This window comes from Mesorhizobium sp. CA13 (assembly GCF_020165235.1).
GTDB lineage: Bacteria > Pseudomonadota > Alphaproteobacteria > Rhizobiales > Rhizobiaceae > Mesorhizobium.
In genome coordinates this window covers 567,901-593,732 of sequence record NZ_JAIUHS010000002.1, presented here as the reverse complement: position 1 = coordinate 593,732, position 25,832 = coordinate 567,901, and the positions used below count along the sequence as shown (strand labels likewise).

The 25,832-nt window shown below is 64.4% G+C and carries 29 protein-coding genes; 12 read left to right on the top strand and 17 right to left on the bottom strand.

Annotated elements, in window-relative coordinates:
• Window positions 1-46: 46 nt before the first annotated feature.
• On the bottom strand, window positions 47-1,024 hold the full coding sequence (locus LB566_RS08455) for a tripartite tricarboxylate transporter substrate-binding protein (RefSeq protein WP_224624042.1): 978 nt from the start codon (window positions 1,022-1,024) through the stop codon (window positions 47-49).
• A 310-nt stretch (window positions 1,025-1,334) separates the two neighbouring features.
• Between LB566_RS08455 and LB566_RS08450 the strand changes: the two genes are divergently transcribed.
• The gene (locus LB566_RS08450) at window positions 1,335-1,871 is read left to right on the top strand and encodes a GNAT family N-acetyltransferase (protein ID WP_224624041.1); all 537 of its coding nucleotides are present in this window, start codon (window positions 1,335-1,337) and stop codon (window positions 1,869-1,871) included.
• A gap of 20 nt (window positions 1,872-1,891) precedes the next feature.
• Here LB566_RS08450 and LB566_RS08445 read toward each other — a convergent pair whose 3' ends face one another.
• Window positions 1,892-2,740 (bottom strand): IclR family transcriptional regulator, encoded by an 849-nt coding sequence (locus LB566_RS08445; protein WP_224624040.1) that lies wholly within the window; start codon window positions 2,738-2,740, stop codon window positions 1,892-1,894.
• 198 nt (window positions 2,741-2,938) lie between these two features.
• Here LB566_RS08445 and LB566_RS08440 point away from each other — a divergent pair, with 198 nt between their 5' ends.
• The 5 genes from LB566_RS08440 (at window position 2,939) to LB566_RS08420 (ending at window position 8,157) form a co-directional block, all read left to right on the top strand.
• Entirely contained in the window at window positions 2,939-3,916 is a 978-nt protein-coding gene (locus tag LB566_RS08440) for a Bug family tripartite tricarboxylate transporter substrate binding protein (protein ID WP_224624039.1), read from the top strand.
• A gap of 128 nt (window positions 3,917-4,044) precedes the next feature.
• Window positions 4,045-4,581 (top strand): tripartite tricarboxylate transporter TctB family protein, encoded by a 537-nt coding sequence (locus LB566_RS08435; RefSeq protein ID WP_224624038.1) that lies wholly within the window; start codon window positions 4,045-4,047, stop codon window positions 4,579-4,581.
• Window positions 4,582-4,585: 4 nt separating this feature from the next.
• Window positions 4,586-6,109: a tripartite tricarboxylate transporter permease gene (locus LB566_RS08430; protein ID WP_140549523.1), complete on the top strand. Its 1,524-nt coding sequence runs from the start codon at window positions 4,586-4,588 to the stop codon at window positions 6,107-6,109.
• Between the two features lie 15 nt (window positions 6,110-6,124).
• A complete protein-coding gene (locus LB566_RS08425; RefSeq protein WP_224624037.1) occupies window positions 6,125-7,309 on the top strand; it encodes a CaiB/BaiF CoA transferase family protein in 1,185 nt (394 codons plus the stop codon).
• On the top strand, window positions 7,306-8,157 hold the full coding sequence (locus LB566_RS08420) for a citryl-CoA lyase (protein WP_224624036.1): 852 nt from the start codon (window positions 7,306-7,308) through the stop codon (window positions 8,155-8,157). The genes LB566_RS08425 and LB566_RS08420 overlap by 4 nt, the downstream gene beginning before the upstream one ends.
• 20 nt (window positions 8,158-8,177) lie before the next feature.
• On the opposite strand, the gene LB566_RS08415 is transcribed toward LB566_RS08420, so the two are convergent.
• Both LB566_RS08415 and LB566_RS08410 read right to left on the bottom strand, forming a co-directional pair.
• Window positions 8,178-8,639 (bottom strand): NUDIX hydrolase, encoded by a 462-nt coding sequence (locus tag LB566_RS08415; RefSeq protein ID WP_224624035.1) that lies wholly within the window; start codon window positions 8,637-8,639, stop codon window positions 8,178-8,180.
• Window positions 8,640-8,762: 123 nt separating this feature from the next.
• Window positions 8,763-9,071: a hypothetical protein gene (locus tag LB566_RS08410; protein WP_224624034.1), complete on the bottom strand. Its 309-nt coding sequence runs from the start codon at window positions 9,069-9,071 to the stop codon at window positions 8,763-8,765.
• A 336-nt stretch (window positions 9,072-9,407) separates the two neighbouring features.
• On the opposite strand from LB566_RS08410, the gene LB566_RS08405 reads away from it, so the two are divergent.
• Window positions 9,408-9,986, top strand: coding sequence for an invasion associated locus B family protein (locus tag LB566_RS08405; protein WP_224624033.1), 579 nt, complete (start codon window positions 9,408-9,410; stop codon window positions 9,984-9,986).
• Between the two features lie 63 nt (window positions 9,987-10,049).
• Here the strand turns inward: LB566_RS08405 and coaBC are convergent, their stop codons facing one another.
• The 5 genes from coaBC to ubiE all read right to left on the bottom strand — a co-directional run bounded on the left by coaBC (window position 10,050) and on the right by ubiE (window position 14,404).
• The gene (coaBC, locus tag LB566_RS08400; protein WP_224624032.1) at window positions 10,050-11,282 is read right to left on the bottom strand and encodes a bifunctional phosphopantothenoylcysteine decarboxylase/phosphopantothenate--cysteine ligase CoaBC; all 1,233 of its coding nucleotides are present in this window, start codon (window positions 11,280-11,282) and stop codon (window positions 10,050-10,052) included.
• Window positions 11,279-11,701 (bottom strand): type II toxin-antitoxin system VapC family toxin, encoded by a 423-nt coding sequence (locus tag LB566_RS08395; RefSeq protein WP_224624031.1) that lies wholly within the window; start codon window positions 11,699-11,701, stop codon window positions 11,279-11,281. The genes coaBC and LB566_RS08395 overlap by 4 nt, the downstream gene beginning before the upstream one ends.
• A gap of 1 nt (window position 11,702) precedes the next feature.
• On the bottom strand, window positions 11,703-11,960 hold the full coding sequence (locus tag LB566_RS08390; protein WP_140549532.1) for a FitA-like ribbon-helix-helix domain-containing protein: 258 nt from the start codon (window positions 11,958-11,960) through the stop codon (window positions 11,703-11,705).
• Between the two features lie 79 nt (window positions 11,961-12,039).
• Window positions 12,040-13,614: a 2-polyprenylphenol 6-hydroxylase gene (gene ubiB / locus LB566_RS08385; protein WP_224624030.1), complete on the bottom strand. Its 1,575-nt coding sequence runs from the start codon at window positions 13,612-13,614 to the stop codon at window positions 12,040-12,042.
• Window positions 13,615-13,627: 13 nt separating this feature from the next.
• A complete protein-coding gene (gene ubiE / locus LB566_RS08380; RefSeq protein ID WP_224624029.1) occupies window positions 13,628-14,404 on the bottom strand; it encodes a bifunctional demethylmenaquinone methyltransferase/2-methoxy-6-polyprenyl-1,4-benzoquinol methylase UbiE in 777 nt (258 codons plus the stop codon).
• Window positions 14,405-14,537: 133 nt separating this feature from the next.
• Here ubiE and LB566_RS08375 point away from each other — a divergent pair, with 133 nt between their 5' ends.
• From LB566_RS08375 to LB566_RS08365, 3 genes are all read left to right on the top strand, one after another.
• The gene (locus LB566_RS08375; protein WP_224624028.1) at window positions 14,538-15,512 is read left to right on the top strand and encodes an adenosine deaminase; all 975 of its coding nucleotides are present in this window, start codon (window positions 14,538-14,540) and stop codon (window positions 15,510-15,512) included.
• Between the two features lie 108 nt (window positions 15,513-15,620).
• Window positions 15,621-16,250, top strand: coding sequence for a uracil phosphoribosyltransferase (gene upp / locus LB566_RS08370; RefSeq protein WP_224624027.1), 630 nt, complete (start codon window positions 15,621-15,623; stop codon window positions 16,248-16,250).
• 186 nt (window positions 16,251-16,436) lie between these two features.
• Window positions 16,437-17,000, top strand: a complete 564-nt coding sequence (locus tag LB566_RS08365) for a TIGR02281 family clan AA aspartic protease (RefSeq protein WP_224624026.1) — start codon at window positions 16,437-16,439, stop codon at window positions 16,998-17,000.
• A 45-nt stretch (window positions 17,001-17,045) separates the two neighbouring features.
• Here LB566_RS08365 and deoA read toward each other — a convergent pair whose 3' ends face one another.
• The 6 genes from deoA to LB566_RS08335 form a co-directional block, all read right to left on the bottom strand.
• The gene (gene deoA, locus LB566_RS08360; protein ID WP_224624025.1) at window positions 17,046-18,365 is read right to left on the bottom strand and encodes a thymidine phosphorylase; all 1,320 of its coding nucleotides are present in this window, start codon (window positions 18,363-18,365) and stop codon (window positions 17,046-17,048) included.
• Entirely contained in the window at window positions 18,365-19,168 is an 804-nt protein-coding gene (locus LB566_RS08355; protein ID WP_224624024.1) for a purine-nucleoside phosphorylase, read from the bottom strand. Before LB566_RS08355 ends, deoA begins: the two co-directional genes overlap by 1 nt.
• Window positions 19,165-19,557 (bottom strand): cytidine deaminase, encoded by a 393-nt coding sequence (gene cdd / locus LB566_RS08350; RefSeq protein WP_140549988.1) that lies wholly within the window; start codon window positions 19,555-19,557, stop codon window positions 19,165-19,167. The genes LB566_RS08355 and cdd overlap by 4 nt, the downstream gene beginning before the upstream one ends.
• Window positions 19,558-19,627: 70 nt before the next feature.
• The gene (locus LB566_RS08345) at window positions 19,628-20,599 is read right to left on the bottom strand and encodes an ABC transporter permease (protein ID WP_140549539.1); all 972 of its coding nucleotides are present in this window, start codon (window positions 20,597-20,599) and stop codon (window positions 19,628-19,630) included.
• A complete protein-coding gene (locus LB566_RS08340; RefSeq protein ID WP_224624023.1) occupies window positions 20,600-21,739 on the bottom strand; it encodes an ABC transporter permease in 1,140 nt (379 codons plus the stop codon).
• Window positions 21,736-23,268: an ABC transporter ATP-binding protein gene (locus LB566_RS08335; protein WP_224624128.1), complete on the bottom strand. Its 1,533-nt coding sequence runs from the start codon at window positions 23,266-23,268 to the stop codon at window positions 21,736-21,738. The genes LB566_RS08340 and LB566_RS08335 overlap by 4 nt, the downstream gene beginning before the upstream one ends.
• Before the next feature lie 215 nt (window positions 23,269-23,483).
• On the opposite strand from LB566_RS08335, the gene LB566_RS08330 reads away from it, so the two are divergent.
• On the top strand, window positions 23,484-23,693 hold the full coding sequence (locus LB566_RS08330; protein WP_140549541.1) for a SlyX family protein: 210 nt from the start codon (window positions 23,484-23,486) through the stop codon (window positions 23,691-23,693).
• 17 nt (window positions 23,694-23,710) lie between these two features.
• On the top strand, window positions 23,711-24,118 hold the full coding sequence (locus LB566_RS08325; protein WP_224624022.1) for a hypothetical protein: 408 nt from the start codon (window positions 23,711-23,713) through the stop codon (window positions 24,116-24,118).
• 123 nt (window positions 24,119-24,241) lie between these two features.
• On the opposite strand, the gene LB566_RS08320 is transcribed toward LB566_RS08325, so the two are convergent.
• Together LB566_RS08320 and LB566_RS08315 are read right to left on the bottom strand one after the other, a co-directional pair.
• A complete protein-coding gene (locus tag LB566_RS08320) occupies window positions 24,242-25,231 on the bottom strand; it encodes a BMP family protein (protein ID WP_224624021.1) in 990 nt (329 codons plus the stop codon).
• Between the two features lie 192 nt (window positions 25,232-25,423).
• On the bottom strand, window positions 25,424-25,741 hold the full coding sequence (locus LB566_RS08315) for a hypothetical protein (protein ID WP_224624020.1): 318 nt from the start codon (window positions 25,739-25,741) through the stop codon (window positions 25,424-25,426).
• Between the last annotated feature and the right edge of the window lie 91 nt (window positions 25,742-25,832).

The following is a 25,832-nucleotide window of genomic DNA, read 5'->3' as shown; positions in this document are numbered from 1 at the left end:
CGGGGCCGAAGCGAAAACGGGGCGCCGGCGGCCCCCCGTTCAAAACTCAGTCGGCGTACTGGCCGGCAGCTTCGATTATCGGCTTCCAGCGCACGATCTCGCTTTCCAGCTTGGCCTTCAGCGCGGCCGGCGTCGCGTCGGCCTCGGGCGACGGCCTGGTGCCGAGCTCGGCGAAGCGGGCGGCGACGTTCTCGTCCTTCAGCGCGACCTGCAGGGATTTCGACAGCCGTTCGGTGATCGCCGCCGGAGTGCCCTTGGGGGCATAAAGGCCGTGCCAGATGCTGACCTGCACGTCGGGAAGGCCGGCTTCCGTCGTCGTCGGGACATCGGGCAGCACATCGAGGCGCTCCGGCGAGGTGACGGCGTAGGCCTTGATCGTGCCGCCCTGGATCTGCTTGGTGGTGTTGGTCGTCTGGTCGCACATGATGTCGACCTGGCCGCCGAGGAGGTCGGTCATGGCCGGGCCGGTGCCCTTGTAGGGGACGGTGACCAGGGGCGTCTTGATAGCGCTCATGAACAGCATGCCGCAGAGATGCGAGGCAGCACCTATGCCGGCATTGGCTACGGTGACGCTATCCTTGTTGGCCTTGGCATACTCGACCAGTCCCTTCAAATCGGTCGGCTCGAGCTCCTTGCGGCCAACGATGGTCATTGGCACCTCGGTGACGAGGCCGACATATTCGAAGGCGTTCAGCGTGTCATAGGCGAGCTTTCGGTAGAGTGTGGCACTGGTGGCCATGCCGATGTGATGGAGAAGCAGAGTGTAGCCATCCGGCTCGGCCTTGGCGACGCGGCCCGCGCCCAGCGTGCCACCGGCGCCGCCGACATTCTCGACGATGACCTGCTGGCCGAGATCCTTCGACATGGCTTCCGCGACGAGACGCGTGACCGTGTCGGTCGGGCCGCCGGCCGCAAACGGCACCACGACGGTGATGGTGCGTTCGGGATAGGTTTGCGCGCCTGCGGCGACCGGATAAAGCGTGACGGCCACGGCGGCAGCCAGAGCGGCGACAAATCTTCTCATCGTGATTTCCTCCCAGAGCTTAAATCTTCAACCGCTGCGCGGAGTTCTCCTCGACACCGGCTGCACGGGTACAACTAGGGCAGGCTAACAGATTGCAATCGTACTCAAATGGCAAAGTGCTGATATCCGCAACCGTTCTGGCTGGCTGCCCATGAGGCGCGGCCGGACCATCGGAGGAACGACTGTTCCGGCTGGATCGGGCCACCCAAACGAGCGCGCATTCTGTCTGGAAGATGATCCGCCCCGGCCTGGCCCTTGTTCGCGGCGGGTGATTTGCTAGGTGCTTTGCAGGTTTAAGCGAGGGCGACCCATGAACCATCACACAAGCGGCGTTCCGGTTATCGAAACGGCGCGCGCCATCCTGCGAGCGCACCGGCTGGAGGATTTCGACGCCTATGTCGCCATGTGGGCCGATCCGGTCGTCACCCGCTTCATCGGCGGCAGGCCGCGCACTCGGGAAGAGAGCTGGATGCGCTTCCTGCGTCACGCCGGGCTCTGGTCGCTGCTCGGCTACGGTTTCTGGGCGATCGAGGACAAGGCGACGGGCCGGTTCGTCGGCGAGGCCGGCTTTCACGACCTCAAGCGCGATATGGACCCGCCAATAGAGGGCATTCCGGAGGCCGGATGGGCGCTCGCCCCGGCCGCCCACGGCGCGGGCCTCGCCACCGAGATCGTCAGCCGCGTGCTTGGCTGGGGCGACGAGACCTTCGGACGTGGCAAAACCGTCTGCATCATCGACCCCGAAAATACCGCTTCCTTGAACGTGGCGACGAAGTGCGGCTACCGGGAGGTGACGCGCACCGTCTATCACGAAACCCCGACCATCCTGCTGGAGCGGTTGGCCTGAGCATTCGGCAAGTGTCTAAATTAGCGGTCGTTCCGCAAGGGCGTCGAAATGATCCGAGAACGCCGTCTGCTCCTGATCACCGCGCCTGGACTGGCCATATCTGTTTGCACCGCGGCTTCGCGAGCCGCTTCATCGAGCATCGAGGCATCCTCGCCGAAGGCGCGGGTGGCGCGGGCCGCCGCCTCGAGCAGCGGCCGTCGCATGCGCCGCAGGAAGGCCGCGTCGACGCGTGTGCTCGGGCCGGCCAGGGTCAAGGCGCCAATCAGCACGCGTCCGGGCCCGAACACCGGCGCCGACACGCCTCCCGTCTGGGGGTCGCGATCGCCGATGGCGAGGCAGTTGCAGGTCTTGCGGATGGTTTCGTAGGGTTCGCCCGGCTGTCCGGAAAACGCCGCCAGCACACGCCCGCCGGAGCCCACCAGCAACGGCAGGACGTCACCCTCGCGGATCGTGTAGCGGATAGGGTGCTTGGACTCGACGCGATAGAGGCAGGTGCGCACGTCCCCCGAGCGGACATAGAACGCAACGCTTTCCCAGCTTAGCTCGCAGAGATCGCGCATGATCGGCAGCAGGATGTCGACCGCCACGACCGACCGCTGATAGAGCGCGCCGAGCCGGAAGCTGGCCGGTCCGATGCGGTAACGGCCGTCGTCCAGGCGCTCGAGCAATTGTCCGCGCAAAAGCGAATTGGCCAGCCGCAGAATGGTGCTCTTGTAGAGGCCGGTTCGGGCCGCGATCTCGGAAAGGCTGAGCGAGCGGTCCGCCGTGGTGAATGCATCGAGGATGGCAATGGCCCGGTCAAGCGCGGCAACACCATCGGCTGACGTGCTCCGGATTTCGATGCCAGCTGGTTTGCCTGCCGAATTCATTGGTCCCCGTCGAACAAAGGTCGAGTCGAACAAAGGTCGAGCGGCGCGATTGTGTCGCGCAGCTCGAGCATTCTGTCCAGCAGAATATCGTTCCTGTTGACGGAACGCGGTAAAGTCTGCTTGAACTCAAGCACGGGTCTGGTTTCAGGCGCGTTTTTGGCGGGCACCGGAGGAGGTGTCGTGATTTGGAGGAATCCCATGCTGAACAGACGCAGATTTTTGATGAGCACCGCTGCCGCGGGGGCCGCCGGGCTGGTGGCGTCGCGTCTTTCTCCCGCCCTTGCCCAAGGCACGCCGCAGATACAGATTTTCGTGCCGGCGGCGCCCGGAGGCGGCTGGGACCAGACCGCGCGCACGATGGACCAGGTGATGCGCAGCGAGAAGCTGATCTCCGGCTCGCAGATCACCAATGTCGGCGGCGCCGGCGGCACGGTGGGGCTGCCGCAATTCATCAGTCAATGGAACGGCAAGGGCAATTCGCTGATGGTTGGCGGCATGGTCATGGTCGGCGCCATCATCGCCAACAAGGCTGCCAACAATTTGACGCAGGTCACGCCGATCGCCCGGCTCACCGGCGAGTTCGAAGCGCTGGTGGTGCCGGCGGCCTCGCCGTTCAAGACGGCCGCCGATTTCGTAGCCGCGCTTAAAGAGGATCCGACGAAGGTTCCCGTTGCCGGCGGTTCGGCCGGCGGCTCCGACCACATCCTGTTCGGCCTGATCGCCAAGACGGCGGGCGTGCCGGCGACAAACCTGTCCTATGTGCCGTTCGCCGGCGGCGGCGAGGCCCTGTCGGCGCTGCTCGGCAACCAGGTGGCGGCGGGCATTTCCGGCTTCGGCGAGTTCTCCGAACAGGTCAAGGCAGGGGCGCTCAGGCTGCTCGCCATTTCCGCCGACAAGCGGCAGGAGGGCATCGATGCTCCGACGCTGAAGGAAGCCGGCATCGACGTCGAACTGTTCAACTGGCGCGGCGTCTTCGCACCCCCCGGCGTCTCCGATACCGACAAGGCGGCGATGATCACGCTGGTCGAGACCATGGCCAAGAGCGATGCCTGGGCCACGGAATGCAAGAACCGCAACTGGACGCCCATCCTGCTCACCGGCGACGACTATGCGAAGTTCCTCGCCGAGGATACGGCCCGCATCGAAGCCATCCTCAAGGATCTCGGGCTCGCCTGATTTGCCTGAAGGGGGCGGTCACGGTCCGCCCTTTTTCCTCCCGCCGTTCGCATGGACATGCGATCCACCGGGGATGAAGATAGGATGAAAGCTGGCCATGGAACGCCGGCTGTCTTGGGAGGACATTCATGAGCACCAGCGACCAGCAGGCTGCGTCCTCGCGCGTTGCCGTGCCCGAACTGCTGATCGGCATCGGGCTTCTGGCCTGTGCCGGGGCGGTTGCCTGGCAGACGCTGGCGATCCCGGTGTCGCCGCTCTACTCCAAGGTCGGCCCGACCGTCTTTCCCTACCTCACCATGTTCGGCCTGGTGGTTCTTTCGCTCCTGCTCATCGTCGCCGCACTGCGCGGCGGCTGGCAGCCGGAAGAAGAAAGGGAGACGCCGACCGACTGGAAGGCGATGGGCTTCGTCGTCATCGGTCTTATCGCCAACCTGCTCCTGATCCAGCCGCTCGGCTTCACCGCGGCATCCGTCATCATGTTCGTTCTGGTCTGCTACGGCTTCGGCAGCCGGCATACGCTGCGCGATGCGCTCACTGGCCTCGTGCTGGCGCTGGCCGCCTATTTCGGCTTCGCCAAGGCGCTCGGTGTCAATATCGGCGCCGGTTTCATCGAGAACCAGCTGAATACGGTGATTGATGCGTTCACCAGCACGCTGGGAGGCTGACGCCATGGAAACGCTAGGCCATCTGGCACACGGTTTCGCCGTCGCCTTCACCCCGGTCAATCTTCTGTGGTGCCTGCTCGGCACCACGCTTGGCACCGCAATCGGCGTGCTGCCCGGCCTCGGACCGGCACTGACCATCGCGCTGCTTCTGCCGATCACCTACCAGGTTGCGCCGGAGGCTTCGTTCATCCTGTTTGCCGGCATCTATTACGGCGCCATGTATGGCGGCTCGACGACGTCGATCCTGCTCAACACGCCAGGCGAAAGCGCCACCATCGTCACTGCGCTGGAAGGCAACAAGATGGCCCGGTCCGGGCGCGGCGGCGCTGCACTTGCCACCTCGGCGATCGGCTCCTTCGTCGCCGGCACGCTCGGCACGCTGGGCGTCGCCTTCCTCGCGCCTATCGTGGTCAGGTTCGCGCTGGCCTTCGGCCCGGCCGAGTATTTCTCGCTGATGGTGCTTGCTTTCATCACGGTTTCGGCGGTGCTCGGCTCGTCCTCGGTGCGCGGCCTGACCAGCCTGTTCGCCGGCTTTGTTATAGGCATGATCGGGGTCGACCTGCAGACCGGCCAGCCGCGCTTCACCTTCGGCATGACCGAACTGCTCGACGGCGTCGACGTCATCATCGCCGCCGTCGGCCTGTTCGCCGTCGGCGAGACGCTCTACATGGCCTCGCGCCGTTATGCCGGCAAGGACGAGATCGTGCCGCTGAAGGGCTCGCTCTACATGACAGCGGCCGAATGGGGGCGCTCGTGGAAGCCCTGGTTGCGCGGCGCCGCGATAGGCTTCCCGATCGGCGCGATGCCGGCCGGCGGCGCCGAGATCCCGACCTTCCTGTCCTATGCCATCGAAAAGAAGCTGTCGAAGCACAAGCAGGAATTCGGCACGGTTGGCGCCATCGAGGGCGTAGCCGGTCCGGAGGCCGCCAACAATGCCTCGGCCGCCGGTGTGCTGGTGCCGATGCTGACGCTCGGCCTGCCGACCTCGGCGACGGCGGCAATCATGCTATCGGCCTTCCAGAGCTACGGCATCAATCCAGGCCCGCTGCTTCTGACGACACAAGGCAATCTGGTCTGGGGACTGATCGCCAGCCTGTTCATCGCCAACGTCATTCTCGTCATCCTCAACCTGCCGCTGATCGGGCTTTGGGTGCGGCTGCTGAAGATCCCGGCGCCGCAGCTCTATGCCGGCATCCTGGTTTTCGCCACCGTCGGCACCTACGGCATCTCGCAGTCGCCGATCGACCTCGCCATCCTCTATCTCCTCGGTGCGGCCGGCTTCCTGATGCGGCGCTTCGATTTCCCGACCGCGCCCGTCATCATCGGCATGATCCTGGGACCGCTCGCCGAAACCCAGTTCCGCCGTGCCATGACGATCTCGAACGGCGACTGGTCGGTGTTCTACAAGCACCCGCTGTCGCTGACCCTGCTGACGCTGGCCTTCATCGGCCTGGTCGGGCCGCATATCTGGGCCTACATCGAACGCCGCCGGTTGCGCGGGCCGGAGCATGTGCCGGGCGATGCCTGATCGATTTGAAGTGACATGACAGACCTGCTTTCCGGTATTCGCGTGCTCGACCTGACCAACGTCTTGGCCGGGCCCTATTGCGCCTACCAGTTGGCGCTGCTCGGCGCCGACGTGATCAAGGTCGAGGCGCCGCAAGGCGGCGACCTGGCGCGCCAGCTCGGCGGTTCCCCGGAACTCAACCAGGCCGGCATGGGCGCTTCGTTCCTGGCGCAGAATGCCGGCAAACGCTCCGTAGTGCTCGATCTCAAGAAGGAAGCCGAGCGCGAACGCTTCCTGGACCTGGTTGCCAGCGCCGATGCGCTGGTGGAAAACTTCCGCCCCGGCGTCATGGACCGGCTTGGCCTCGGTTACGAGGCGCTGAAGGCGGTCCGCCCCAGCCTTGTCTACTGCGCGATATCAGGCTTCGGTCAGACCGGGCCGATGCGCGACAATCCGGCCTATGACCAGATCATCCAGGGCCTTTCCGGCATTATGAGCATCACCGGCACGCCGGAGACAGCACCCTTGCGGGTCGGCTATCCCGTCGCCGACACGCTGGGCGGATTGGTCGGGGCCTTCGCCATCGTCTCGGCGCTGGTGAGGCAGAAGACGAGCGGCGAGGGTGCCTTCCTCGACGTGTCGATGCTTGAATGTACGCTGTCGGCGCTTGGCTGGCCGGTTTCCAATTATCTGACGGCCGGGGTTGATCCCAAGCCGATGGGCAATGAGAACATGACGGCGGCACCGTCGGGCGCCTTCCGCACCGGCGACGGCCTGCTCAACATCGCCGCCAACAAGCAGGAGCAGTTCGTGACCCTTTGCCGGCTTATCGAACGGTCGGAGCTGGCGTCGGATCCGCGCTTTGCCGAGCGCGAGACGCGCAAGAGGAACCGTGCGGCGCTGAAGATCGAGATCGAGGAAGCGCTGGCGAATGGCCCGGCGGCTGCGTGGGAAGAAAAACTGAACCGCGCCGGGGTGCCGGCGGGCAGGGTGCTGACGATCCCGCAGGTGCTGGCCGAACCGCAGGTGCTCGAGCGCCAGATGACCAGGGATTTCGACGGCGTGGCTGACATGGAGAGGCCGCTGACGGTTCTGCGCGGCGGCTTCACGGTCGATGGTGCCGCGCCCTTGCCGACGCTACCGCCGCCGGCTCTGGGCGAGCATATGGACGAGGTGTTCGCCGGCCTGTCGCCGCGAGCCAAGGCAAAGGCACTGACATGAGCGGGACGGACGAGAAAACCGGCCGCGAGCGCGGCGAGGAGTGGTGGCAGACTGGCATTATCGAAATGCGGCCGGGCGTCATCCGGCTGCGCGGCTATGAAATCCAGGACCTGATCGGCCGCGTCAGCTTTCCGGCTGTCATCTGGCTGATGCTGCGCGGCGAATTGCCCAGCGAGGAAGAGGCCGCGCTGCTCGGCATCGCGCTGGGCGCCGCAGTCGACCACGGGCCGCAGGCGCCGTCGATCGCCATCGCCCGCATGGCGGCGACCTGCGGTATCGGCATCAACAGCGCCATGGCTTCGGCCATCAACGTGCTTGGCGACGTGCATGGCGGCGCCGGCGAGCAGGCGCTTGCCTTCTATGGCGACATTGCCGCGGCGCTCGATGGCGGCACGACGCTGAAAGAGGCTGTCTCGGGGCGGCTTGACCGGTTCTTTGCCGGGGAAAAGGGCTACGTGCCGGGGCTGGGCCATCGCTTCCATCCGGTCGACCCGCGCGCGCCGCGCCTTATGGAACTGACTCGGGAGTTTGCCGCGCGTGGCGTGATCAATGGCCGCTTCGCCGACATCGCCGAGGCGATCGAGGCGGAGGTCGCGCGACGCAAGGGCAAAAAGATACCGCTCAACATCGATGGCGCGACCGCCGTCATTTACGGCGAGCTCGGCTTTCCGCCACCGCTGACGCGAGGGCTTTTCGTGCTGTCGCGCTCGGTCGGCATTCTGGCGCATGCCTGGGAACAATCGCAGCAAGCCGAGCGGAACAAGGGTCCGCTGCCACGCGAATGGCTATGGGCCTATACCGGTACGCCGGTGCGATCGCTCCCCGAAGAGGACGGCGCCGGGGCGTGAGGCCCTTACGCGGGGCCGATTTATGCGGGCTGGGGAAGCTTCAAGGTCCTTACCAGCGTCGAAAGTTCGGGTTCGTCGATGAGCATGGCCGCATCCGCCGGCGCCAGCCAGGCCCGTTGCCGCCGTTTGGCTTCTTGCCAGTCGGCAAGCTCTTGCGTTACTTCCAACAGATAGACGATGACATCGACGCGGACGAAACGGTTGGCCAACCGCTTCCAATAGGAATAGGTGCCCGCCGGCTGCTTCAGGGTCTTGCCGAGTACGCCGGCTTCTTCCTGCGCCTCGATGGTGGCCGCCTTGCGTCCGCTCTTGCCTTTCATCGGCCAGCCCTTGGGTACGATGAAGCGCCTGGTGGTGCGCGAGGTGACCAGCATCACCTCGATGTCGCCGCGCTGGTCCAGCCGAAAAGGGATAGCCGCGACCTGGCGGATCGTCTCGCCCTTCTTGGCCTTGCGCACGGCCTTTTTCTTGGTGGCTGCCATTCGTAAAATCCAGTCGGTGCAGTGCCCATACCGTGACGCGGTGTCGTTGCAAAACCCAAACTGCCGCAGGGGCACCGGAACGCCCCTACCATGTAAGTCGGCTAAATAAAAGGGAAGCCCGCCTCAGCGGCAGGTGCTTACGGCGGTGTTGCCGATTATCTGCGTCTGGCAGTTTGGCCTGACCCGCGGCACAATGGGTGGCGGCTGTTGCACGATCACCCGGTCCTGAGCCCGATTCTGTTGCTGCTGTTGCTGAAACTGCTGCCGCTGGACACGGTTTTGCAAGGCCTGCAGATCGTTCTGCTGGATCAGGGCGTTGTTGTCGACGGAGGGAATGAGCACCTGCGCGGAAGCAGGCAGGCAAATGCCCGCCAGCGTCGCGGCTGACAATGCCGCCGTTATGAAAACCGTCGATGGCCGAAGCGCCAACATCTGCTCATTCCCGCACAACAAAATTTCACCCTACATATAGTGCGTTTGTCCCCTCGTGCCACGCCAGAGTGCCGATTAACAGGAAATCGCGTGATCGCGCCCCCTTCGCGGCGGAGGAGAATCTGCCCCGCCGCCCGCATCGCACTTGACGGAGGCGATCGATTCGCCGCTCTATCGGGTTGACGCCGGCCTCGAATCCATGGCGTCAACGGCGTCGGCATGTCCGTCGGGATGTAACGGCGCCTTCGGGGAAACGGTCAAACAGAACGCCGACAGTGCGTCCCTCAAGGTCAGCTTCCAGCTGGCTCAGGATGGAGCCAGGCAAAAGGGGTCCTTATGAGGAAGCATGCGTATCTGATGGCGTTGCTGGGGGCTGCCTGCATCGCCGGTCTGCCGGCCGCGGCGGCACAGACAAAAGGCGCGGCAGCGGCGCCCGCCGCCAATGCCGTCAACCCGCCGCAGCTGCCCGGCGGTGCATCGGCCCTGTCCGAAACCCATGGCGACTGGACGGTCAACTGCCAGGTATCGGGCGCGGCCAAGGTATGCAGCCTGTCGCACCAGCAGTTCAATAAGCAAAGCAACCAGCGTCTGCTGGCGATAGAGCTGTCGAGCAAGACGGGCGAAGACGCGACCGGCACGCTCGCCTTGCCGTTCGGTCTGGCGCTCGCCAAGGGCGTCAGCCTGACGATCGACGACCAGAAGCTGGACGGCAGCTTGCAGTTCAACACCTGCCAGCCCGTCGGCTGTCTGGTGCCGGTGGCGTTCGATGCCAACGCAATCCCAATGCTCAAGGGGGGCACCACCTTGAAGATCGATGCCTTCGCAGCGGATACGGGGCAAGCGGTCAGCTTCTCCATTCCGCTCAACGGCTTCGGCAGTGCGCTCGCACGGACTGCGGAGCTTCTTGCCGACTAGCGGTTCAGCGTTCCACAGAATCCCGCTAAGCCTTTGTCTTAGGAATTCCGACGGTCCAGCTCGTCACGCTACGGTCGTTTTTAGCCGTTCTGCGATCAGGGTGGCGAGCCGGGCCGCCACTTCGTCCTTGCTCATCTCGGGCCATTCCTCGGCGCCGGTCTTCGAGACGATGCGAACCCGGTTGCGGTCGCCGCCCATCACACCGGATGGACCGATGCCGCTTTCGCGCGAGACGTCGTTGGCGACAATGAAATCGGCGCCCTTCTTCCTCAGCTTGGCTTCGGCGTTGCGCAAGAGGTCCTGCGTCTCGGCGGCGAAGCCGACCACCAGCGCCGGCCGCTGCCTGTGATGCCCGACGCCCGCAAGGATGTCGGGGTTTTCGACCATGCGTAGCACCGGCGGGCCTTCGCCCGGCGCCTTCTTGATCTTCTCGCCGGCTGAGTTCTCGGTGCGCCAATCGGCGACGGCGGCAACGAACACCGCCGCATCGGCGGGCAGAAGCTGTTCCACGGCATCCCGCATCTCCTGCGCCTGCTCGACATGGATGGTTTTCACGCCGACCGGATCGGCGATGCTGACGGGCCCGGAGACCAGCCTCACGTCGGCGCCAAGCCTCGCAAGTGCCGCCGCTATGGCATGGCCCTGCTTGCCGGACGAGCGGTTGGCGATGTAGCGCACCGGGTCGATCGGCTCGTGCGTCGGGCCCGATGTGACGATGATCTTCTTGCCGGCCAGCGGCTTCGGGCCGGTATCGAGCAGCGCTTCGATGGCGGCGACGATCTCCAGCGGCTCGGCCATGCGGCCTTCGCCGGCTTCGTTGCTCTCGGCCATCTCGCCTTTGGCGGGGCCAACGAAGGTGATGCCATCCTTGTGCAGCGCCGCACGGTTGCGCCGCGTCGCCGGATGCGCCCACATTCTGGGGTTCATGGCCGGCGCCATGAGCACCGGCTTGTCGGTGGCCAGGAGCACCGTGGAGGCAAGATCATCGGCATGGCCGTTGGCAAGCTTTGCCATCAGGTCGGCGGTGGCGGGCGCCACCACCAGCAGATCGGCCTCGCGCGACAACCTGATGTGGCCGACATCGTGCTCGTCGTTGCGATCGAACAGATCGGTGAAGACATGGTCTGCCGAGAGCGCGCCGGCCGACAGCGTGGTGACGAATTCCCGCGCAGCCGACGTCATGACCACGCGCACCGCCGCACCCCTTTCACGCAGACGGCGGATCAGGTCGAGTGCCTTGTAGGCGGCGATGCCGCCGCCGATGATGAGCAGGACGCGTCTGTTGGAGAGGCTCATGTGGCTTCCCAAGGATTGACTATGTTGACGCCGCAATCGGCAAAGTCGGCAACGTTTCGCGTTACGACCGCAAAGCCCCGCGACCTGGCGACCGAAGCGATCTGAGCGTCAAATTCGCGGATAGGACGTCCCAGAAACCGTCTCCTTGAAACAATCTCCGCATATGCTTCTGCCTCGCGGTCACCGAACGCGAGCACCGGGGTCTTGAGCCATGTGGTGAAAAAGGCCCCGATGACACTGCCCAGTGCAGCTTTGCGTTTTCCATCTGGCATGTACGCAAGCCCCAGGAGCAGCTCTGCTTTGGTCATCGCAGTGATATAGGAGCGGATCGCGGACGGGCTATCCATCCAGGCAGCCACTCCTGCATCAGGCAATGGCTTGAAAGTTTCCGAAACAACATTCGTATCCAGCACGAACATGTCAGTCGAATTTCGGTGGCTCGCGCGCTGGGCCGCGCTCCGGCAAGTCGATATCGAAACCACCATGCGGCTCAACCAGCCTACGAATAGCAGCATAAAGGGACTCTCCCCGAGCGCCTTGATCCGAGTCGTCCGAAAGGACACTCCTGGCGAGAGCGCTACGCGCTTCCTCTTCCATTGAGACCCCCTTCACGGCAGCCCGCTCACGCAATTTCTGCTTCACGCCGGCGTCGAGATTGCGAATGGTAATGGTGCTCATATTTTGCTCCTTACCCTCCATATAGTTCCGAAGCGATCTGCATGCAATGACAGCAGTGCTGTCATTGCATGCAGATCGCTCAGAGCAGCTTCCAGGCGATGTAGACCAACGTCAGCGCGATCACCCACAGCGCCAGGCGGCCGGAGCGGGTATAGCGTGCTTCGGCCTTGCCGATGGCGCGGGCCGTCGCCTCGTCGAAGCGCAGGCCATGCTCGGCCATGAGGTCGATCTCGCGCGACAGCCGCTCGGTTCGCGCTGCCAACTCGGGGGCTTGGCGGATCAGCGTCAGCATTGCCTTGCCGCCGTCGCGGGCGTCGGCCAGCAGGCCGCTCGGCCCGAGATTTCCTGATATCCAGCCGCTGACCACAGGTTCGGCGGTCTTCCACATGTTGAAGGCCGGATCGAGCGTGCGCGCCACGCCCTCGACCACCACCATGGTTTTCTGCAGGAGGATCAGTTCGGGCCGCGTCGCCATATCGAAGAGTTCGGTCACCTCGAACAGCAGCGTCAGAAGCTTGGCCATGGAAATGGTCTCGGCCGGCTGGCCATGGATCGGCTCGCCGATGGCACGGATCGCCTGGGCGAAGGCCGCGACATTGTGCTGGCGCGGCACGTAGCCGGCCTCGAAATGAACCTCGGCGACGCGCAGATAGTCGCGCGTGATGAAGCCGTAGAGGATTTCGGCGAGGAACCGGCGCTCCTTCTTGCCGAGCCTGCCGGCAATGCCGAGATCGACGGCGACGATCGTGCCATCAGCCTCGACGAACAGGTTGCCCGGATGCATGTCTGCGTGGAAGAAGCCGTCGCGCAGCGTATGACGCAAGAACGACTGGATCAGGTTGGCCGCGATCGCCCTCAGATCGTGTCCCGCGGCGGCGAGTCCGGCGATGTCGTTCATCTTGATGCCGTCGACCCACTCCATGGTCAGCACGTCGCGGCCGGTGCGCTCCCAGTCGACGGAAGGGACGCGAAAGCCCGGATCCTCCCTGGTGCCTTGACCAAGTTCCGAAAGCGCGGCCGCCTCGAGGCGCAGGTCCATCTCGATCTTGGTGGTCTGCGCCAGCGTCTCGGTCACCTCCACGGGCCGCAGCCGGCGTGAGGAGGGGATGTATTTCTCCTGCAGGCGGGCGGCGAGGAAATAGCTTTCGAGATCCTGGAAGAAGCGGCGGCGCACGCCCGGCCGGATCACCTTGACCGCTACCTTCCTGGCGACGCCGCCATCGACCGTTTCAGCGGCATGAACCTGGGCGATGGAGGCCGCGGCGACCGGGTCGCCGAACTGCGTGTAGAGGTCGCCGAGCTTGCGCCCGAGCGAGCCCTCGATGGCCGCCACCGCCTCGGCCGTCGGGAAGGTGTGCATCTTGTCCTGCAGCATGGCGAGATCGAGCGCCATGTCGTTGCCGACGACATCGGGTCGTGTCGCCAGAAACTGGCCAAGCTTGACATAGGAGGGCCCAAGCCGGACCACCGCCTTGGCCAGCCGGTCGCTGCGCTCATAGGCGAGTGCGCGGCGGCGGGTAAACAGCCGCGCCAGCCGCCAGCCCAATTTCGGCAGGCCGGACAGTTCCTCGCCAGGCAAAGCGGCGACGACGCCCTCGCGCACAAGCACCCAGCCGGCCCGCATGAGCCGAAATCCAGCGCTGACGGTGCTCATGCCCGGGCCTGCCTCAAAGCTTCCAGCCCGAATGAAGCGCGGCGATGCCGCCGGAATAGTTGCGGAACGAGACCCGATCGAAGCCCGCGCGGGTTATCATGGAAGCAAAATTCGCCTGGTTGGGGAATTTCGCGATCGACTCGACGAGATAGGAATAAGGCTCGCCGTCGCCGGTGACGGCCTTGCCGATCTTCGGAATGGCCTTGAACGACCAGGCCTCGTAGACCTTGTCGAGCAACGGCATCTCGACCTCGGAAAATTCCAGGCACAGGAACCGCCCGCCGGGCTTCAGCACGCGGAATGCTTCGCTGAGCGCGACGTCGATCCTGGGCACGTTGCGGATGCCGAAAGCGATGGTGTAGGCGTCGAAGGTGGCGTCCGCGAAGGGGAGTTCCTCGGCATTGGCTTCGACGAAGTCGGTGTTGCCGGACATACCTTTCTTTTGCGCCCTGTCGCGACCGACGGCGAGCATCGAGCCGTTGATGTCGAGCACGGTGGCATGAGCATGCCCATGGCTGGCATCGACGATGCGAAAGGCGATGTCGCCGGTGCCGCCGGCGACATCGAGCACGCGCCAGCCCGGCCGCTTCGGCGGATTGAGCCAGGTTACCATGGCATCCTTCCACAGCCGGTGCAGGCCGCCCGACATCAGGTCGTTCATCAGATCGTAGCGGTTGGCGACCTTGTGGAAAACATCGTTGACCAGGGGCTGCTTGTCGCCTGCCCCTACACGCTTGAAACCATAGGAGGTTTCCATGCCGCCGGCGGCCGTGGTTCTCTCAACTGACATTTTTTTGATCCGTCATAAAACCGGCGGGACCATAGCCGATCGATGGTGCGGGCGCTATTGTTTAAGGCGCGGTGTTCAGCCGCGCTTCCAGGTGGCGGGTTTCGAGACCTGGACTGACCGACGGGATGTTTGAATGCCTTTGAAAGCGGAACTGCACTGCCACATCGAAGGGGCAGCGGCACCGGAACTCGTCATCCGCCAGGCGCAGAAATACGGCAAGGACACCTCGCCCTATATCCAGAACGGCTCTTTCGTCTGGCACGATTTCACCTCCTTTCTCGCCGCCTATGATTTCTCCTCCGACCTGTTTCGGACCGAGGAAGACTATGCGCGGCTGGCTGACCATTATCTGACCAGCCTGGCTCGTGACGGCGCCATCTACTCAGAGGTCTTCACCTCGCCGGAACATGCCACGAAGGCGGGCCTGTCGCCCAAGGCCTATACTGACGCGCTCGGCGAAGGCATGGCCCGCGCCAAGGCCAAGACCGGCATCGAGGGCCGCATGATCGTCACCGGCGTGCGCCATGCCGGCGTCGAGTCCATCGAGCAGGCAGCGCGCTTCGCCGCGCGCTGCGGACATCCGCTGGTAACCGGCTTCGGTGTCGCCGGCGACGAGAGGGTCGGCGACTTGGAGGACTATGTCAGGGCTTTCGAAATCGCCCGCGAAGCCGGGCTCGGCATTACCGTCCATGCCGGCGAACTGACGGGATGGGAGACGGTCCAGGCGGCGCTCGACCACATCCGCCCGTCGCGCATCGGCCATGGCGTGCGCGCAATCGAGAACCCCGATCTTGTCCGGCGCATCGCCGAGGAGGGGGTGGTGCTGGAATGCTGTCCCGGCTCCAACATTGCGCTGAAACTGTTCGACAGTTTCGCCGCTCATCCATTCCCCGCGCTGCTCGCGGCCGGCTGCAAGGTCACGCTCAACTCGGATGACCCGCCCTATTTCTGGACCTCGCTGAAACGCGAATACGACATCGCGGCGGAATATTTCTCGATGAACGAGAAGGCGCTGGCCGCCGTCACCCGAACGGCCATCGAGGCCGCTTTCGTCGACAGGAAGACCAAGGCGACGCTGCTCAGCCGGCTGGATGCGAAGGCCAGGTGACTGGTCAGCAGTGAGCAAGTTGGCCGAGCGCGCATCGGGACTCGCAAATCGGCTCACTATTCACTACTCACTATTGGCTACTCACCACGAACCACGTCGGAGCACATCATGAAGGGCGTCACCGTCGTCGACCACCCGCTTGTCCAGCACAAGCTGAGCATCATGCGCAAGAAGGAGACCTCGACGGCCGGTTTCCGGCGGCTGCTGCGCGAAATCTCGTTGCTGCTCGGCTATGAGGTGACGCGCAATCTCGAACTCACGACGACGACCATCGAAACGCCGATCGAAAGGATGGAGGCGCCGACGCTGGAAGGCAAGAAGCTGGTATTCGCCTCCGTGCTGCGCGCCGGCAACGGCTTGCTCGAAGGCCTGCTGGACCTGGTGCCGGCGGCCCGCGTCGCCCATATCGGCCTCTATCGCGACCATGAGACGCTGGAAGCGGTCGAATATTTCTTCAAGGCGCCGAGCGACCTCGCCGACCGGCTGGTCATCGTCGTCGATCCGATGCTGGCCACCGCCAATTCCGCGATCGCGGCGATCGACAAGTTGAAGGGGCGCGGCGCCACCAACATCCGCTTTCTGTGCCTGCTAGCGGCGCCCGAAGGCATCGAGCGCTTCACCAAGGCACATCCCGACGTTCCCGTCTTCACGGCTTCCATCGATCGCCAGCTCAACGAGAAGGGCTACATCATGCCCGGCCTCGGCGACGCCGGCGACCGCATGTACGGGACAAAGTGATTTACCGAAAGTTTACGCAACGAAGCGGTTTCGAGCGGCGTTAAAACGGCAAACACCATCCCGGTGTTAAGGGTTGGCCTTCACGACAGCGCCGCGCGTCCTGTCGGACGCCGCAGCACTTTGATTTGCGCGTGATCCCCCCGAAAATCGAACCCGATTTTCGGGGTCATGCGCCGGGGCCGATCCATGCTGCGCAAGCTACTTATCCTCAGCGTCTTTGCCGGTACATCGGCTTCCATCCCGATTGTCTATCAGTCGAATCCGCAGATGTTCGAAAGCCTGCTGAAAAAAGCGATGACAGCCAAGCCGGCGGGCGACGCCCGTCCGGAGGTCGCCCTGGCAGCGGCTCCCGACAAGCCGGTGGCGCCGTTGCCGATGGGCCGCAAGGTTGTCGTCACGGCCGACGCGCGAGGGCATTTCTCGTCGGCCTTCAAGCTCAACGGACGCCAGATCGACGGCATGATCGATACCGGAGCGACACTGGTCGCCGTCAACACCTCGACGGCGCGCAGGATCGGATTGTCGCTGAACCCGTCGGATTTCAGTCATGAGGTCAATACGGCCAACGGCACGATCAACGCGGCGGTGGTGATGATCGACCGCTTGCAGATCGGCAGCATCACCGTCAACGACGTGCAGGCCATCGTGCTCGACGACAAGGCGCTGCGCACCAATTTGATCGGCATGAGCTTTCTCAATCGGCTGGGCAAATATCAGGCCGAAAACGGCACGCTGCTTCTTGTCCAATGAGCGGACACGGCCGGTCGGAGCTGTACGCACTTTCCTGGAATTGCTTTAGCCACGCGGCAGGATGCGCCGGATGACCGATTTGTCGGCAGGCGGCTTGGAAGCGCCGATCGCATAGGCCGAAAGCACCGTTGCCGCCGCGGCTTCGGCGTCGGACACCGAGCGGGCATGGACCAGCGCCAGCGGCTCGCCAGCTCGAACCTCGGCGCCGACCGGCAACAGCCTGGTGATGCCGACCGCAGGGTCGACCTTGTCGTCGGGCCGGGTGCGGCCGCCGCCCAGCCCGACCACGGCAAGGCCGATATCGCGCGTGGCAATGCCGGTGACGAAGCCGTCCGCGGTCGCTCTCACCGCGTGTTCCGTTGGCGCAACGGGCAAATATCGTTCCGGCTTGTCGATGAAATCGGCAGGTCCGCCGAGCACCGTCACCATGCGCGCGAAGGTGGCGGCGGCGCGGCCGCTGGCAAGCGTTTCGGTGGCGCGCCGCATGCCGTCCTGGTTGGACGGCACCAGACCAGCCGCCTGCAGCATTTCGGCGGCGAGCGCCAGTGTCACATCCTCCAGGCGCCGGTCGCGAAGGCGGCCGGTCAGGAAATCGACGGCGTTGCGCACCTCGACCGCATTGCCGGCAGCCGAGGCCAGCGGTTCGTTCATGCCGGTGATCAGCGCCGAAACTTTCAGTCCGGCGCCGCTGGCGACTTCGACCAGGCTGTTGGCGAGCGCCGTCGCGTCGCGCGACTTCTCCATGAAGGCGCCATTGCCGACCTTGACGTCGAGCACCAGCGAGCCCAGGCCCGCCGCCAGTTTCTTCGACAGGATGGAGGCGGTGATCAGCGGCACCGACTCCACGGTTCCGGTCACGTCACGGATGGCATAGAGCCTGCGGTCGGCCGGCGCGAGGTCCGCGGTCTGGCCGATGATGGCGCAGCCGGTTTCCAGCACCGCCCTGCGAAACAGCGCGATGTCGGGCTGGCTGGCATAGCCGGGGATGGAATCCATCTTGTCCAGCGTGCCGCCGGTGTGGCCGAGGCCACGGCCCGATATCATCGGCACATAAGCGCCACAGGCAGCGACGATCGGCGCCAGCATCAGCGAGACGTTGTCGCCGACGCCGCCCGTCGAATGTTTGTCCGTGACCGGGCCGGGCAGGTCCGACCAGTCGAGCACGTCGCCGGAATCGCGCATGGCCAGTGTCAGCGCCACGGCCTCGTCGCGGCTCATGCCGTTGAAGAACACCGCCATGGCGAAAGCCGCGACCTGGCCGTCGGTGACGGCGCCGTCGGTTACGCCGGCGATGAAGTCGGCGATTTCGCGCGCCGGCAGCCTGTGGCCGTCACGCTTGTGGCGGATGATTTCCTGCGGAAGCATCAGTCCAACAGCCCGTCGCGGAACACACGCTTCAGGATCGTCGCCAGCCGCGCGCCGCCGACCGGAGCCATATCCTTGGTCTCCTGGTGCGAAAGCTCGGCTCCGGTCATGCCGGCGGCAAGGTTGGTGATGATCGAGCAGGCGGCGACGCGCAGGCCAAGGAAACGGGCAAGGATGACTTCCGGTACGGTCGACATGCCGACGGCGTTGGCGCCCATGATGCGCGCCATGCGGATCTCGGCCGGCGTTTCGAAGCACGGACCGGAGAACCACATGTAGACGCCCTTGTGCAGCGCCGTGCCGGTCGCCTTCGCCGCCTGTTCGATCGCCTTGCGGATGCCCGCATCGTAGGCTTCGGTCAGTCCGACGAAACGGCGGTCGCTCGGCTCGCCGATCAGCGGGTTGGTGCCGGAGAAATTGATGTGGTCCGATATCAGCATGACCGAACCCGGCCCCATCTCCGGATCGACCGAGCCGGCGGCATTGGTGAGGATCAGCTTGGTGATGCCAGTGCCGGCAAGCACCTCCAGCACAGGCCGCATCGCCGCCGCGTTGCCGTGCTCGTAATAGTGGGCGCGGCCCGACAGCATCAGCACCGGCGTGCCGGCAAACAGTCCGGCCATCACCTCTCCGGCATGGCCGGAAACGCCGCTTCTGGGAAAGCCGGGCAGATCGGCATAGGAAACACGGATCGGGTTCTCGACCTGGCTGACCAGCCCACCCAGGCCAGAACCCAGCACCAGCGCCGTGGTCGGCGCCAGGCCATCCAGCCGTTCGATCAGATGGTCGAGCGCTTCCTTCATTTCAGCATGTCGCCACGAAAGCCGTAAGGCAGCATGTCGCCCATGGTCACGGTCTCGGCGACGCCCGCATTGTCGCAGAGATAGAGTTTCGTTTCCGGACGGCAGAATTCGGCCAGCCGCTGCCGGCAGCCGCCGCAAGGCGAGCATTTGGCCATGCGCTCGGCAATGACGGCGATCTCCACGATCTTGCCGCCGCCGCCCATGATGTAATGGCCGAGCGCCGTCGTCTCGGCGCACCAGCCTTCCGGATAGGAGGCGACCTCGATGTTGGCGCCTGTGAAGACGCGCCCGTCCTCGGTGCGTAGTGCCGCACCGACCGGAAATTTCGAATAGGGGGCATAGGCCTTGGCCATGGCTGCCTTCGCCGCTTCGAACAATTCATGCGACATTTCAGTGTTCTCTCCGATGATCTTGTTCAAAAGCCGGCGCTTCTTTTGCGCCAGGCCGCGCCCTCGATGCTCAGCGTTCCTTGACATAAGGCACGCCGCCGGCGCGCGGCGGGATCGCCTTGCCGATGAAACCGGCGAGCAGGATGACGGTGAGAATATAGGGCAGGGCCTGCATGAACTGCACCGGCACCTTGCCGATGAGCGGCAGCGGCGAGCCTTGCAGGCGGATCGACAGGGCGTCGAGGAAGCCGAACAGCAGGCAGGCGAACATGGCGTTGACCGGCTTCCACTTGGCAAAGATCAATGCGGCCAGCGCGATGTAGCCCTTGCCGGCCGTCATGTCCTTCACGAAGCCGCCATTCTGCACCATCGACAGATAGGCGCCGGCGACGCCGGTCAGGATGCCGGTGCAAATCAGCGCCCTGTAGCGCAGCCAGGCGACCGAGATGCCGGCGGTGTCCACCGCGGCCGGGTTTTCGCCGACCGCGCGCAGCCTGAGGCCGAAGCGCGTGCGAAACAGCACCCACCAGGTGAACGGCACCATCGCGAAGGCGAGATAGACCAATATCGAGTGGCCCGACAGCAGTTCCGAATAGATCGGCCCGAGAAACGGCACGTCGCGGAGCGTCTCGGCGCCGGGCCATGTGATCGCCTCGAACCGCTCGGCTGGTTCCAGAGCCGGCGTGCGCCCGCCTTGCTGGAACCAGGCCTGGCCGAGGATGATGGTCGAGCCGGCGGCGATGAAGTTGATCGCCACGCCGGAAACGATCTGGTTGCCGCGGTGGGTGATCGAGGCAAAGCCGTGGATCATGGCGAACGCGACCGAGATCAGGATCGCCATGCCCAGTCCGAGAAAGGCCGAATGGAAAACCGACGCGGCCGCCGCACCGGCGAAGGCGCCGACCAGCATCTTGCCTTCGAGGCCGATGTCGAAGATGCCGGCGCGTTCCGAATAGAGGCCGGCCAGGCAGGCTAGCAGCAGCGGCACCGAGAGGCGGATGGTGGAGTCCAGCGTCTGGACGATGGCGTTGAAGGTGTCCATTCAGGCGCCTTTTCCCTTGACCGCTTCCATGCCGACCGACCTCGGGCTGAGCGAGGCGAACAGCGCCTGGATGTAAGGCCTGAACATGTGTTCGAGAGCACCGGCGAACAGGATGACCAACCCTTGAATGATCACGATCATGTCACGGCTGATCGCAGGCATCTCGAAGGCGAGTTCGGCGCCGCCCTGGTAGAGCATGCCGAACAGGATGGCCGCCAGCACGATGCCGACAGGGTGCAGGCGACCCATCAGCGCCACGGCGATGCCGACGAAACCGGCGCCGCTGACGAAGTCGATCGCGACATTATGCTGGTCGCCCATCACCGGATTGAGCGCCATCATGCCGGCGAGCGCGCCCGAGATCATCATGGCGGTGATGATGATGCGGGTTTCCGAAATGCCGGCATAGCGCGCCGCCTTCGGGCTGTGGCCGTACGTGCGCATCTCATAGCCGAGCCTGGTGCGCCAGATCAGCAGCCAGACCAGGAAGGCCATGAGCAGCGCGAGCAGGAAGGTGACGTTGAGCGGCGCCGAGCGGATCTTGGCGCCGAACAGCTCGATGACCCAGTTGAGCTTCGGCAATTCCGCGCCCGCCAGGAAGTTGCGCGTCTGCGGCGCCTGCGAGGCTGCCGGTTTCAACGGGCCGACCAGCAGGTAGACCATGATCGAAGCAGCGATGAAGTTGAACATGATGGTGGTGATGACGATGTGCGAGCCGCGCCTGGCCTGCAGATATGCCGGGATCAGCGCCCACAAGGCGCCCACGGCCGCCGAAGCCACGATGGCCAGCGGAAATGTCAGCCACCATGGCAGCACGCTGTCGAAGGAAAGACAGACGATGGCGATGCCGAGGCCGGCGATGTAGGCCTGCCCCTCGGTGCCGATGTTGAACAGGCCGCAATGCGCTGCCACCGCCACCGAAAGCCCGGTGAAGATGAAGGTGGTGGCATAGAAGAGGGTGAAGGCGATGCCTGTTCCCTTGCCGAAGGCGCCCTCGACCAGGATGACGGCGGCACGGAACGGGTTCTCGCCGACCAGAAGCACGACGAAGCCGGCGACGATGAAGGCCACCGACAGATTGATCAGCGGGATCAGCCCATAGTCGGCCCAGGTCGGCAATTTGGCATAGGGCGTGCTCATTGCGCCGCCTCCTGGCGCTCAACACCCGCCATCAGCAGGCCGAGCTCGCCCTCGCTCGCCTCCGGCCCGCGCTCGCCGACGATGCGGCCGGCAAACATCACCAGGATGCGGTCGGAGAGCGAGCGGATCTCATCGAGCTCGACCGACACGACCAGCACGGCCTTGCCTTGATCGCGCATGGCGATCAGGCGCTTGTGGATGAATTCGATGGCGCCGACATCGACGCCGCGCGTCGGCTGGCCGACGATGAGAACGCCGGGGTCCTGTTCGATTTCCCGCGCGAGCACGATCTTCTGCTGGTTGCCGCCGGAGAAGTTGGCGGTCTTCAGCCGAGGATTGCCGGGGCGGATGTCGTATTTCTCGATCTTGTCCTTGGCATCGGCCATGATGGCATCGATGTTGAGGAATGGCCCTTTCAGATACCGGGGATCGTCATGATAGCCGAGGATGGAATTCTCGTTCTCCTCGAAGGCCAGCACCAGCCCGACATGATGGCGATCTTCAGGCACATGGGCCAGGCCGCGGTCGCGCAGTTCGCCGGGATCGGCTTTACCGGTGAGATCGATGGGCTTGCCCTCGAGCATCACCGAACCGGAAACGGCGTGCCTGATGCCGGAGATCGCCTCGAGCAGTTCGGACTGGCCGTTGCCGGCGACACCGGCGATGCCGACGATCTCGCCGGCGCGCAGGTCGAAGGAGATGTCGTCGACCATGGTGACGCCGCGGGAATCCTTGACCGTCAGGTTCTTGACCGCGAGTTTTACCGCGCCGGCTTCCGCTTCGCCCTTCTCCACCCGCAAGAGCACGCGGCGCCCGACCATCAGTTCGGCCAGTTCCGCGACGGTGGTCTTCTTCGTTTCCCTGGTTGCCACCATCGTGCCCTGGCGCATCACCGAAACCGTGTCGGTGATGGCCATGATCTCGCGCAATTTGTGGGTGATCAGCACCACCGTCTTTCCCTGCTCCTTCAATTGCTTGAGGATGCGGAAGAGGTGGTCGGCCTCGGCCGGCGTCAGCACACCCGTCGGCTCGTCGAGGATCAGGATCTCGGCGCCGCGATAGAGCGCCTTCAGGATCTCGACGCGCTGCTGCAGGCCGACCGGCAATTCCTCGATGATAGCGTCGGGATCGACCTCAAGGCCGTATTCGCGCTCCAGCCGCTCCAGTTCGGAACGCGCCTTGGCGATGCTTTTCTTCAGCAAGGCGTCGCTTTCGGCGCCGAGGATGACGTTCTCCAGGACCGAGAAATTGTCGACCAGCATGAAATGCTGGTGCACCATACCGATGCCGAGCGCGATTGCGTCGTTGGGCGTGCTTATCGATGCCGGCTTGCCGCCGACGCGGATCTCGCCGCTGTCGGCCTGGTAGAAGCCATACAGAATCGACATCAGCGTCGACTTACCGGCGCCGTTCTCGCCGACGATGCCGTGGATGGTGCCGCGCGCGATTTCCAGGTTGATGTCGCGGTTGGCGCGCACGGCGCCAAAACTCTTGTTGATGCCGATCAGTTCGATTGCAGCCAGTTCGATCGCGGCATGCGCCATGCAGCCTGTCCCACTCTTATTTTTTTATCGCTTGGTCAAAATGCCTAGCATGACGCTCCGCCCGTGCCAATTGGCCGGAGCAGCGTCCACTCTCGACAAATCCCGGCGCGCTTGTCAATTTCGAACGTGGCCGAAGCTCTCATATTCGCTAATATGGGCAAGCCGATTTGACGCTGCGGCGCAACGCCTGAGGACTTCGCATGACCATGCCCGCCGACCGGCTGACGACGCTGGAGATCCGCTCCGCCGAGCAGGACAAGACCATCGAGGAACTGTCAGGCCAGATCGCCGAGCAGTGGAAGGTGATCGAACGCATGCAGCGCAAGCTCGATGCGCTGACCGACCGCTTCCTGGCGCTGGAGGAACAGGCGGCACCGGACGTGCCGGTGACCAAACCGCCGCACTGGTAGGGAAGGGAGCGCGAGCGATGGCCAGCGACCGCATCGCAAGGGCCGGCGACTACGTGCTTGGCCTGATGAACGATGCAGAGCGCGAACGGGCAGAGCGCGATCTGGAGATCGATCCCGCCTTTCGCGATGCCGTGGTCCAGCTTGCCGAGCGCATGCATATTTTCGACCGGGCTGAACCTTCCGGCGACGATCGCTGGCGGCTAATCTCGCAACGCATCGCCGAACTGCCGCAGATGCGCCCGCCCGGCGGTGACGAGGCGAAAACTTCGGTGGCAATCCGCAAGCTGGAACGCCAACCCTACGGCGTCGGCGTACACGCGCTCGGCGGCCGCCGCGGCGCGGTTGTCGCCATCTTGCTGATCGCGGTCTTTACCCTTGGCTACCTCGTGGGGGCTTGGTCGACGGGCGGTGCGCTCCTGCCCTGACGTCCACGACAATCTCACAGGCGCTCCCCCACTGGCGCTGTCCTATGCGACCGGGCCGACCTCCGGCCCCAAAAACAAACCGCCGGACTTTCACCCGGCGGTTCGAAACTTAGTGCTTACCGATCAATACGGGCAGGCGTTATCGGTGGTGTAGTCGTGCACCTCGACCTTGCCGGCGATGATGTCGGCCTTCGCCTTCTCGACCGCCGCCTTCATCTCGTCGGTTACCAGCGCCTTGTTGTTGTCGTCCATGGCGTAGTCGACGCCGCCTTCCTTGAGGCCGAGATTTTCGACGCCACCCTTGAAGGTGCCGTTCTTGCCGTCCATGAAGGCGGTGTAGACGGCAACGTCGACGCGCTTCAGCATGGAGGTCAGAACCTTGCCGGGCTGAAGGCCGTTCTGGTTGGAATCGACACCGATGCCGAGCTTGCCGGCATCAGCCGCCGCCTGCAGCACACCGACGCCGGTGCCGCCCGCGGCCGCATAGACCACGTCGGAACCCTGGTCGATCTGCGTCTTGGCGATCTCGCCACCCTTGGCCGGGTCGTTCCAGGCGGCCGGCGTGTCGCCGGTCATGTTCTGGATGACGTCGGTCGCGCCTGCCGATTTAGCGCCGCCTACATAGCCGCATTCGAACTTGCGGATCAGCGGAATGTCCATGCCGCCGACGAAGCTCACCTTCTTCGTTTTGGAGGCCATCGCCGCCATGATGCCGACGAGATAGGAGCCTTCATTCTCCTTGAACACGAGCGAGCGGACATTGGGCAGGTCGACGGCATCGTCGATGATGGCGAAGTTGAGGTCAGGATATTCGGTCGCGACCTTCTTCAGCGCATCCTCCCAGGCGAAGCCGGCCATGACGATCGGGTTGTGGCCGTCCTCGGCGAAGCGGCGCAACGCCTGCTCGCGTTGCGAAGCGTTGGAGACCTCGAACTCGACATAGGGAACGCCGGTCTCTGTCTTGAACTTTTCGGCGCCATGGTAGGCTGCCTCGTTGAAGGATTTGTCGAACTTGCCGCCGAGATCATAAAGGATGGCCGGCTGCACATCCGCGGCGAAAGCCGGAAGAACCATTGCAGTTGCGGCCAGAAGGCCGAGAACGATACGTTTCATGTGATCCACACCCTGTCGGTTATTTTTTTCCGTTACGCCCGCCCGCCTGCCCGGTTCTCCGGCATGCGCGCGACGTCAGCCAGGAGTGTATATTCCCCTCCCGCTCAGCGGCAATCTGGCACGGCCCGAAACAAAATTCACGTGGAATTTTGACCTTTTGGAAAAGCATGGCGGGTGTGACGCCCGTGCCCTTCAGGCGAATTGCCCCGTGCGCCGCTGCCGCCTGTAGCCGATGGCGTAGAGCAGCAAGGCCAACACCGCGAACACGGCAAAGCCCGGCTGGTCGAGCACCCAGGCGATGGCGCCGTCCCATAGCAGCGGGCCGGCCTTGGCGCGAACGAAGCTTTCAAAGGCGGCGCGCGTGTCGGGCGACACGGCCAGCCAGCTTGCATTGAGCGGGGTCAGCACCAGTGCCGAGGCGGCGACCGTGCGTGTCGTGTCAAGCACCGCCATGATGACCGAAATCGACAGCGCGACCATGGCCGCGAGACGAAAGACAAAGCGAAACATCAAAGACCTTTCCCCTGGCCGATCCTCGACATCCTCCCGAGGATCTCCGGCGGTATTCCGAACGAGAAATAGAGCGCGCAGGCCCTATTCG

Coding starts and splice junctions, on each gene's coding strand:
- LB566_RS08455 (WP_224624042.1), bottom strand. CDS start 1,024: ATGAGAAGATTTGTCGCCGCTCTGGCTGCCGCCGTGGCCGTCACGCTT.
- LB566_RS08450 (WP_224624041.1), top strand. CDS start 1,335: ATGAACCATCACACAAGCGGCGTTCCGGTTATCGAAACGGCGCGCGCC.
- LB566_RS08445 (WP_224624040.1), bottom strand. CDS start 2,740: ATGAATTCGGCAGGCAAACCAGCTGGCATCGAAATCCGGAGCACGTCA.
- LB566_RS08440 (WP_224624039.1), top strand. CDS start 2,939: ATGCTGAACAGACGCAGATTTTTGATGAGCACCGCTGCCGCGGGGGCC.
- LB566_RS08435 (WP_224624038.1), top strand. CDS start 4,045: ATGAGCACCAGCGACCAGCAGGCTGCGTCCTCGCGCGTTGCCGTGCCC.
- LB566_RS08430 (WP_140549523.1), top strand. CDS start 4,586: ATGGAAACGCTAGGCCATCTGGCACACGGTTTCGCCGTCGCCTTCACC.
- LB566_RS08425 (WP_224624037.1), top strand. CDS start 6,125: ATGACAGACCTGCTTTCCGGTATTCGCGTGCTCGACCTGACCAACGTC.
- LB566_RS08420 (WP_224624036.1), top strand. CDS start 7,306: ATGAGCGGGACGGACGAGAAAACCGGCCGCGAGCGCGGCGAGGAGTGG.
- LB566_RS08415 (WP_224624035.1), bottom strand. CDS start 8,639: ATGGCAGCCACCAAGAAAAAGGCCGTGCGCAAGGCCAAGAAGGGCGAG.
- LB566_RS08410 (WP_224624034.1), bottom strand. CDS start 9,071: ATGTTGGCGCTTCGGCCATCGACGGTTTTCATAACGGCGGCATTGTCA.
- LB566_RS08405 (WP_224624033.1), top strand. CDS start 9,408: ATGAGGAAGCATGCGTATCTGATGGCGTTGCTGGGGGCTGCCTGCATC.
- coaBC (WP_224624032.1), bottom strand. CDS start 11,282: ATGAGCCTCTCCAACAGACGCGTCCTGCTCATCATCGGCGGCGGCATC.
- LB566_RS08395 (WP_224624031.1), bottom strand. CDS start 11,701: ATGTTCGTGCTGGATACGAATGTTGTTTCGGAAACTTTCAAGCCATTG.
- LB566_RS08390 (WP_140549532.1), bottom strand. CDS start 11,960: ATGAGCACCATTACCATTCGCAATCTCGACGCCGGCGTGAAGCAGAAA.
- ubiB (WP_224624030.1), bottom strand. CDS start 13,614: ATGAGCACCGTCAGCGCTGGATTTCGGCTCATGCGGGCCGGCTGGGTG.
- ubiE (WP_224624029.1), bottom strand. CDS start 14,404: ATGTCAGTTGAGAGAACCACGGCCGCCGGCGGCATGGAAACCTCCTAT.
- LB566_RS08375 (WP_224624028.1), top strand. CDS start 14,538: ATGCCTTTGAAAGCGGAACTGCACTGCCACATCGAAGGGGCAGCGGCA.
- upp (WP_224624027.1), top strand. CDS start 15,621: ATGAAGGGCGTCACCGTCGTCGACCACCCGCTTGTCCAGCACAAGCTG.
- LB566_RS08365 (WP_224624026.1), top strand. CDS start 16,437: ATGCTGCGCAAGCTACTTATCCTCAGCGTCTTTGCCGGTACATCGGCT.
- deoA (WP_224624025.1), bottom strand. CDS start 18,365: ATGCTTCCGCAGGAAATCATCCGCCACAAGCGTGACGGCCACAGGCTG.
- LB566_RS08355 (WP_224624024.1), bottom strand. CDS start 19,168: ATGAAGGAAGCGCTCGACCATCTGATCGAACGGCTGGATGGCCTGGCG.
- cdd (WP_140549988.1), bottom strand. CDS start 19,557: ATGTCGCATGAATTGTTCGAAGCGGCGAAGGCAGCCATGGCCAAGGCC.
- LB566_RS08345 (WP_140549539.1), bottom strand. CDS start 20,599: ATGGACACCTTCAACGCCATCGTCCAGACGCTGGACTCCACCATCCGC.
- LB566_RS08340 (WP_224624023.1), bottom strand. CDS start 21,739: ATGAGCACGCCCTATGCCAAATTGCCGACCTGGGCCGACTATGGGCTG.
- LB566_RS08330 (WP_140549541.1), top strand. CDS start 23,484: ATGACCATGCCCGCCGACCGGCTGACGACGCTGGAGATCCGCTCCGCC.
- LB566_RS08325 (WP_224624022.1), top strand. CDS start 23,711: ATGGCCAGCGACCGCATCGCAAGGGCCGGCGACTACGTGCTTGGCCTG.
- LB566_RS08320 (WP_224624021.1), bottom strand. CDS start 25,231: ATGAAACGTATCGTTCTCGGCCTTCTGGCCGCAACTGCAATGGTTCTT.
- LB566_RS08315 (WP_224624020.1), bottom strand. CDS start 25,741: ATGTTTCGCTTTGTCTTTCGTCTCGCGGCCATGGTCGCGCTGTCGATT.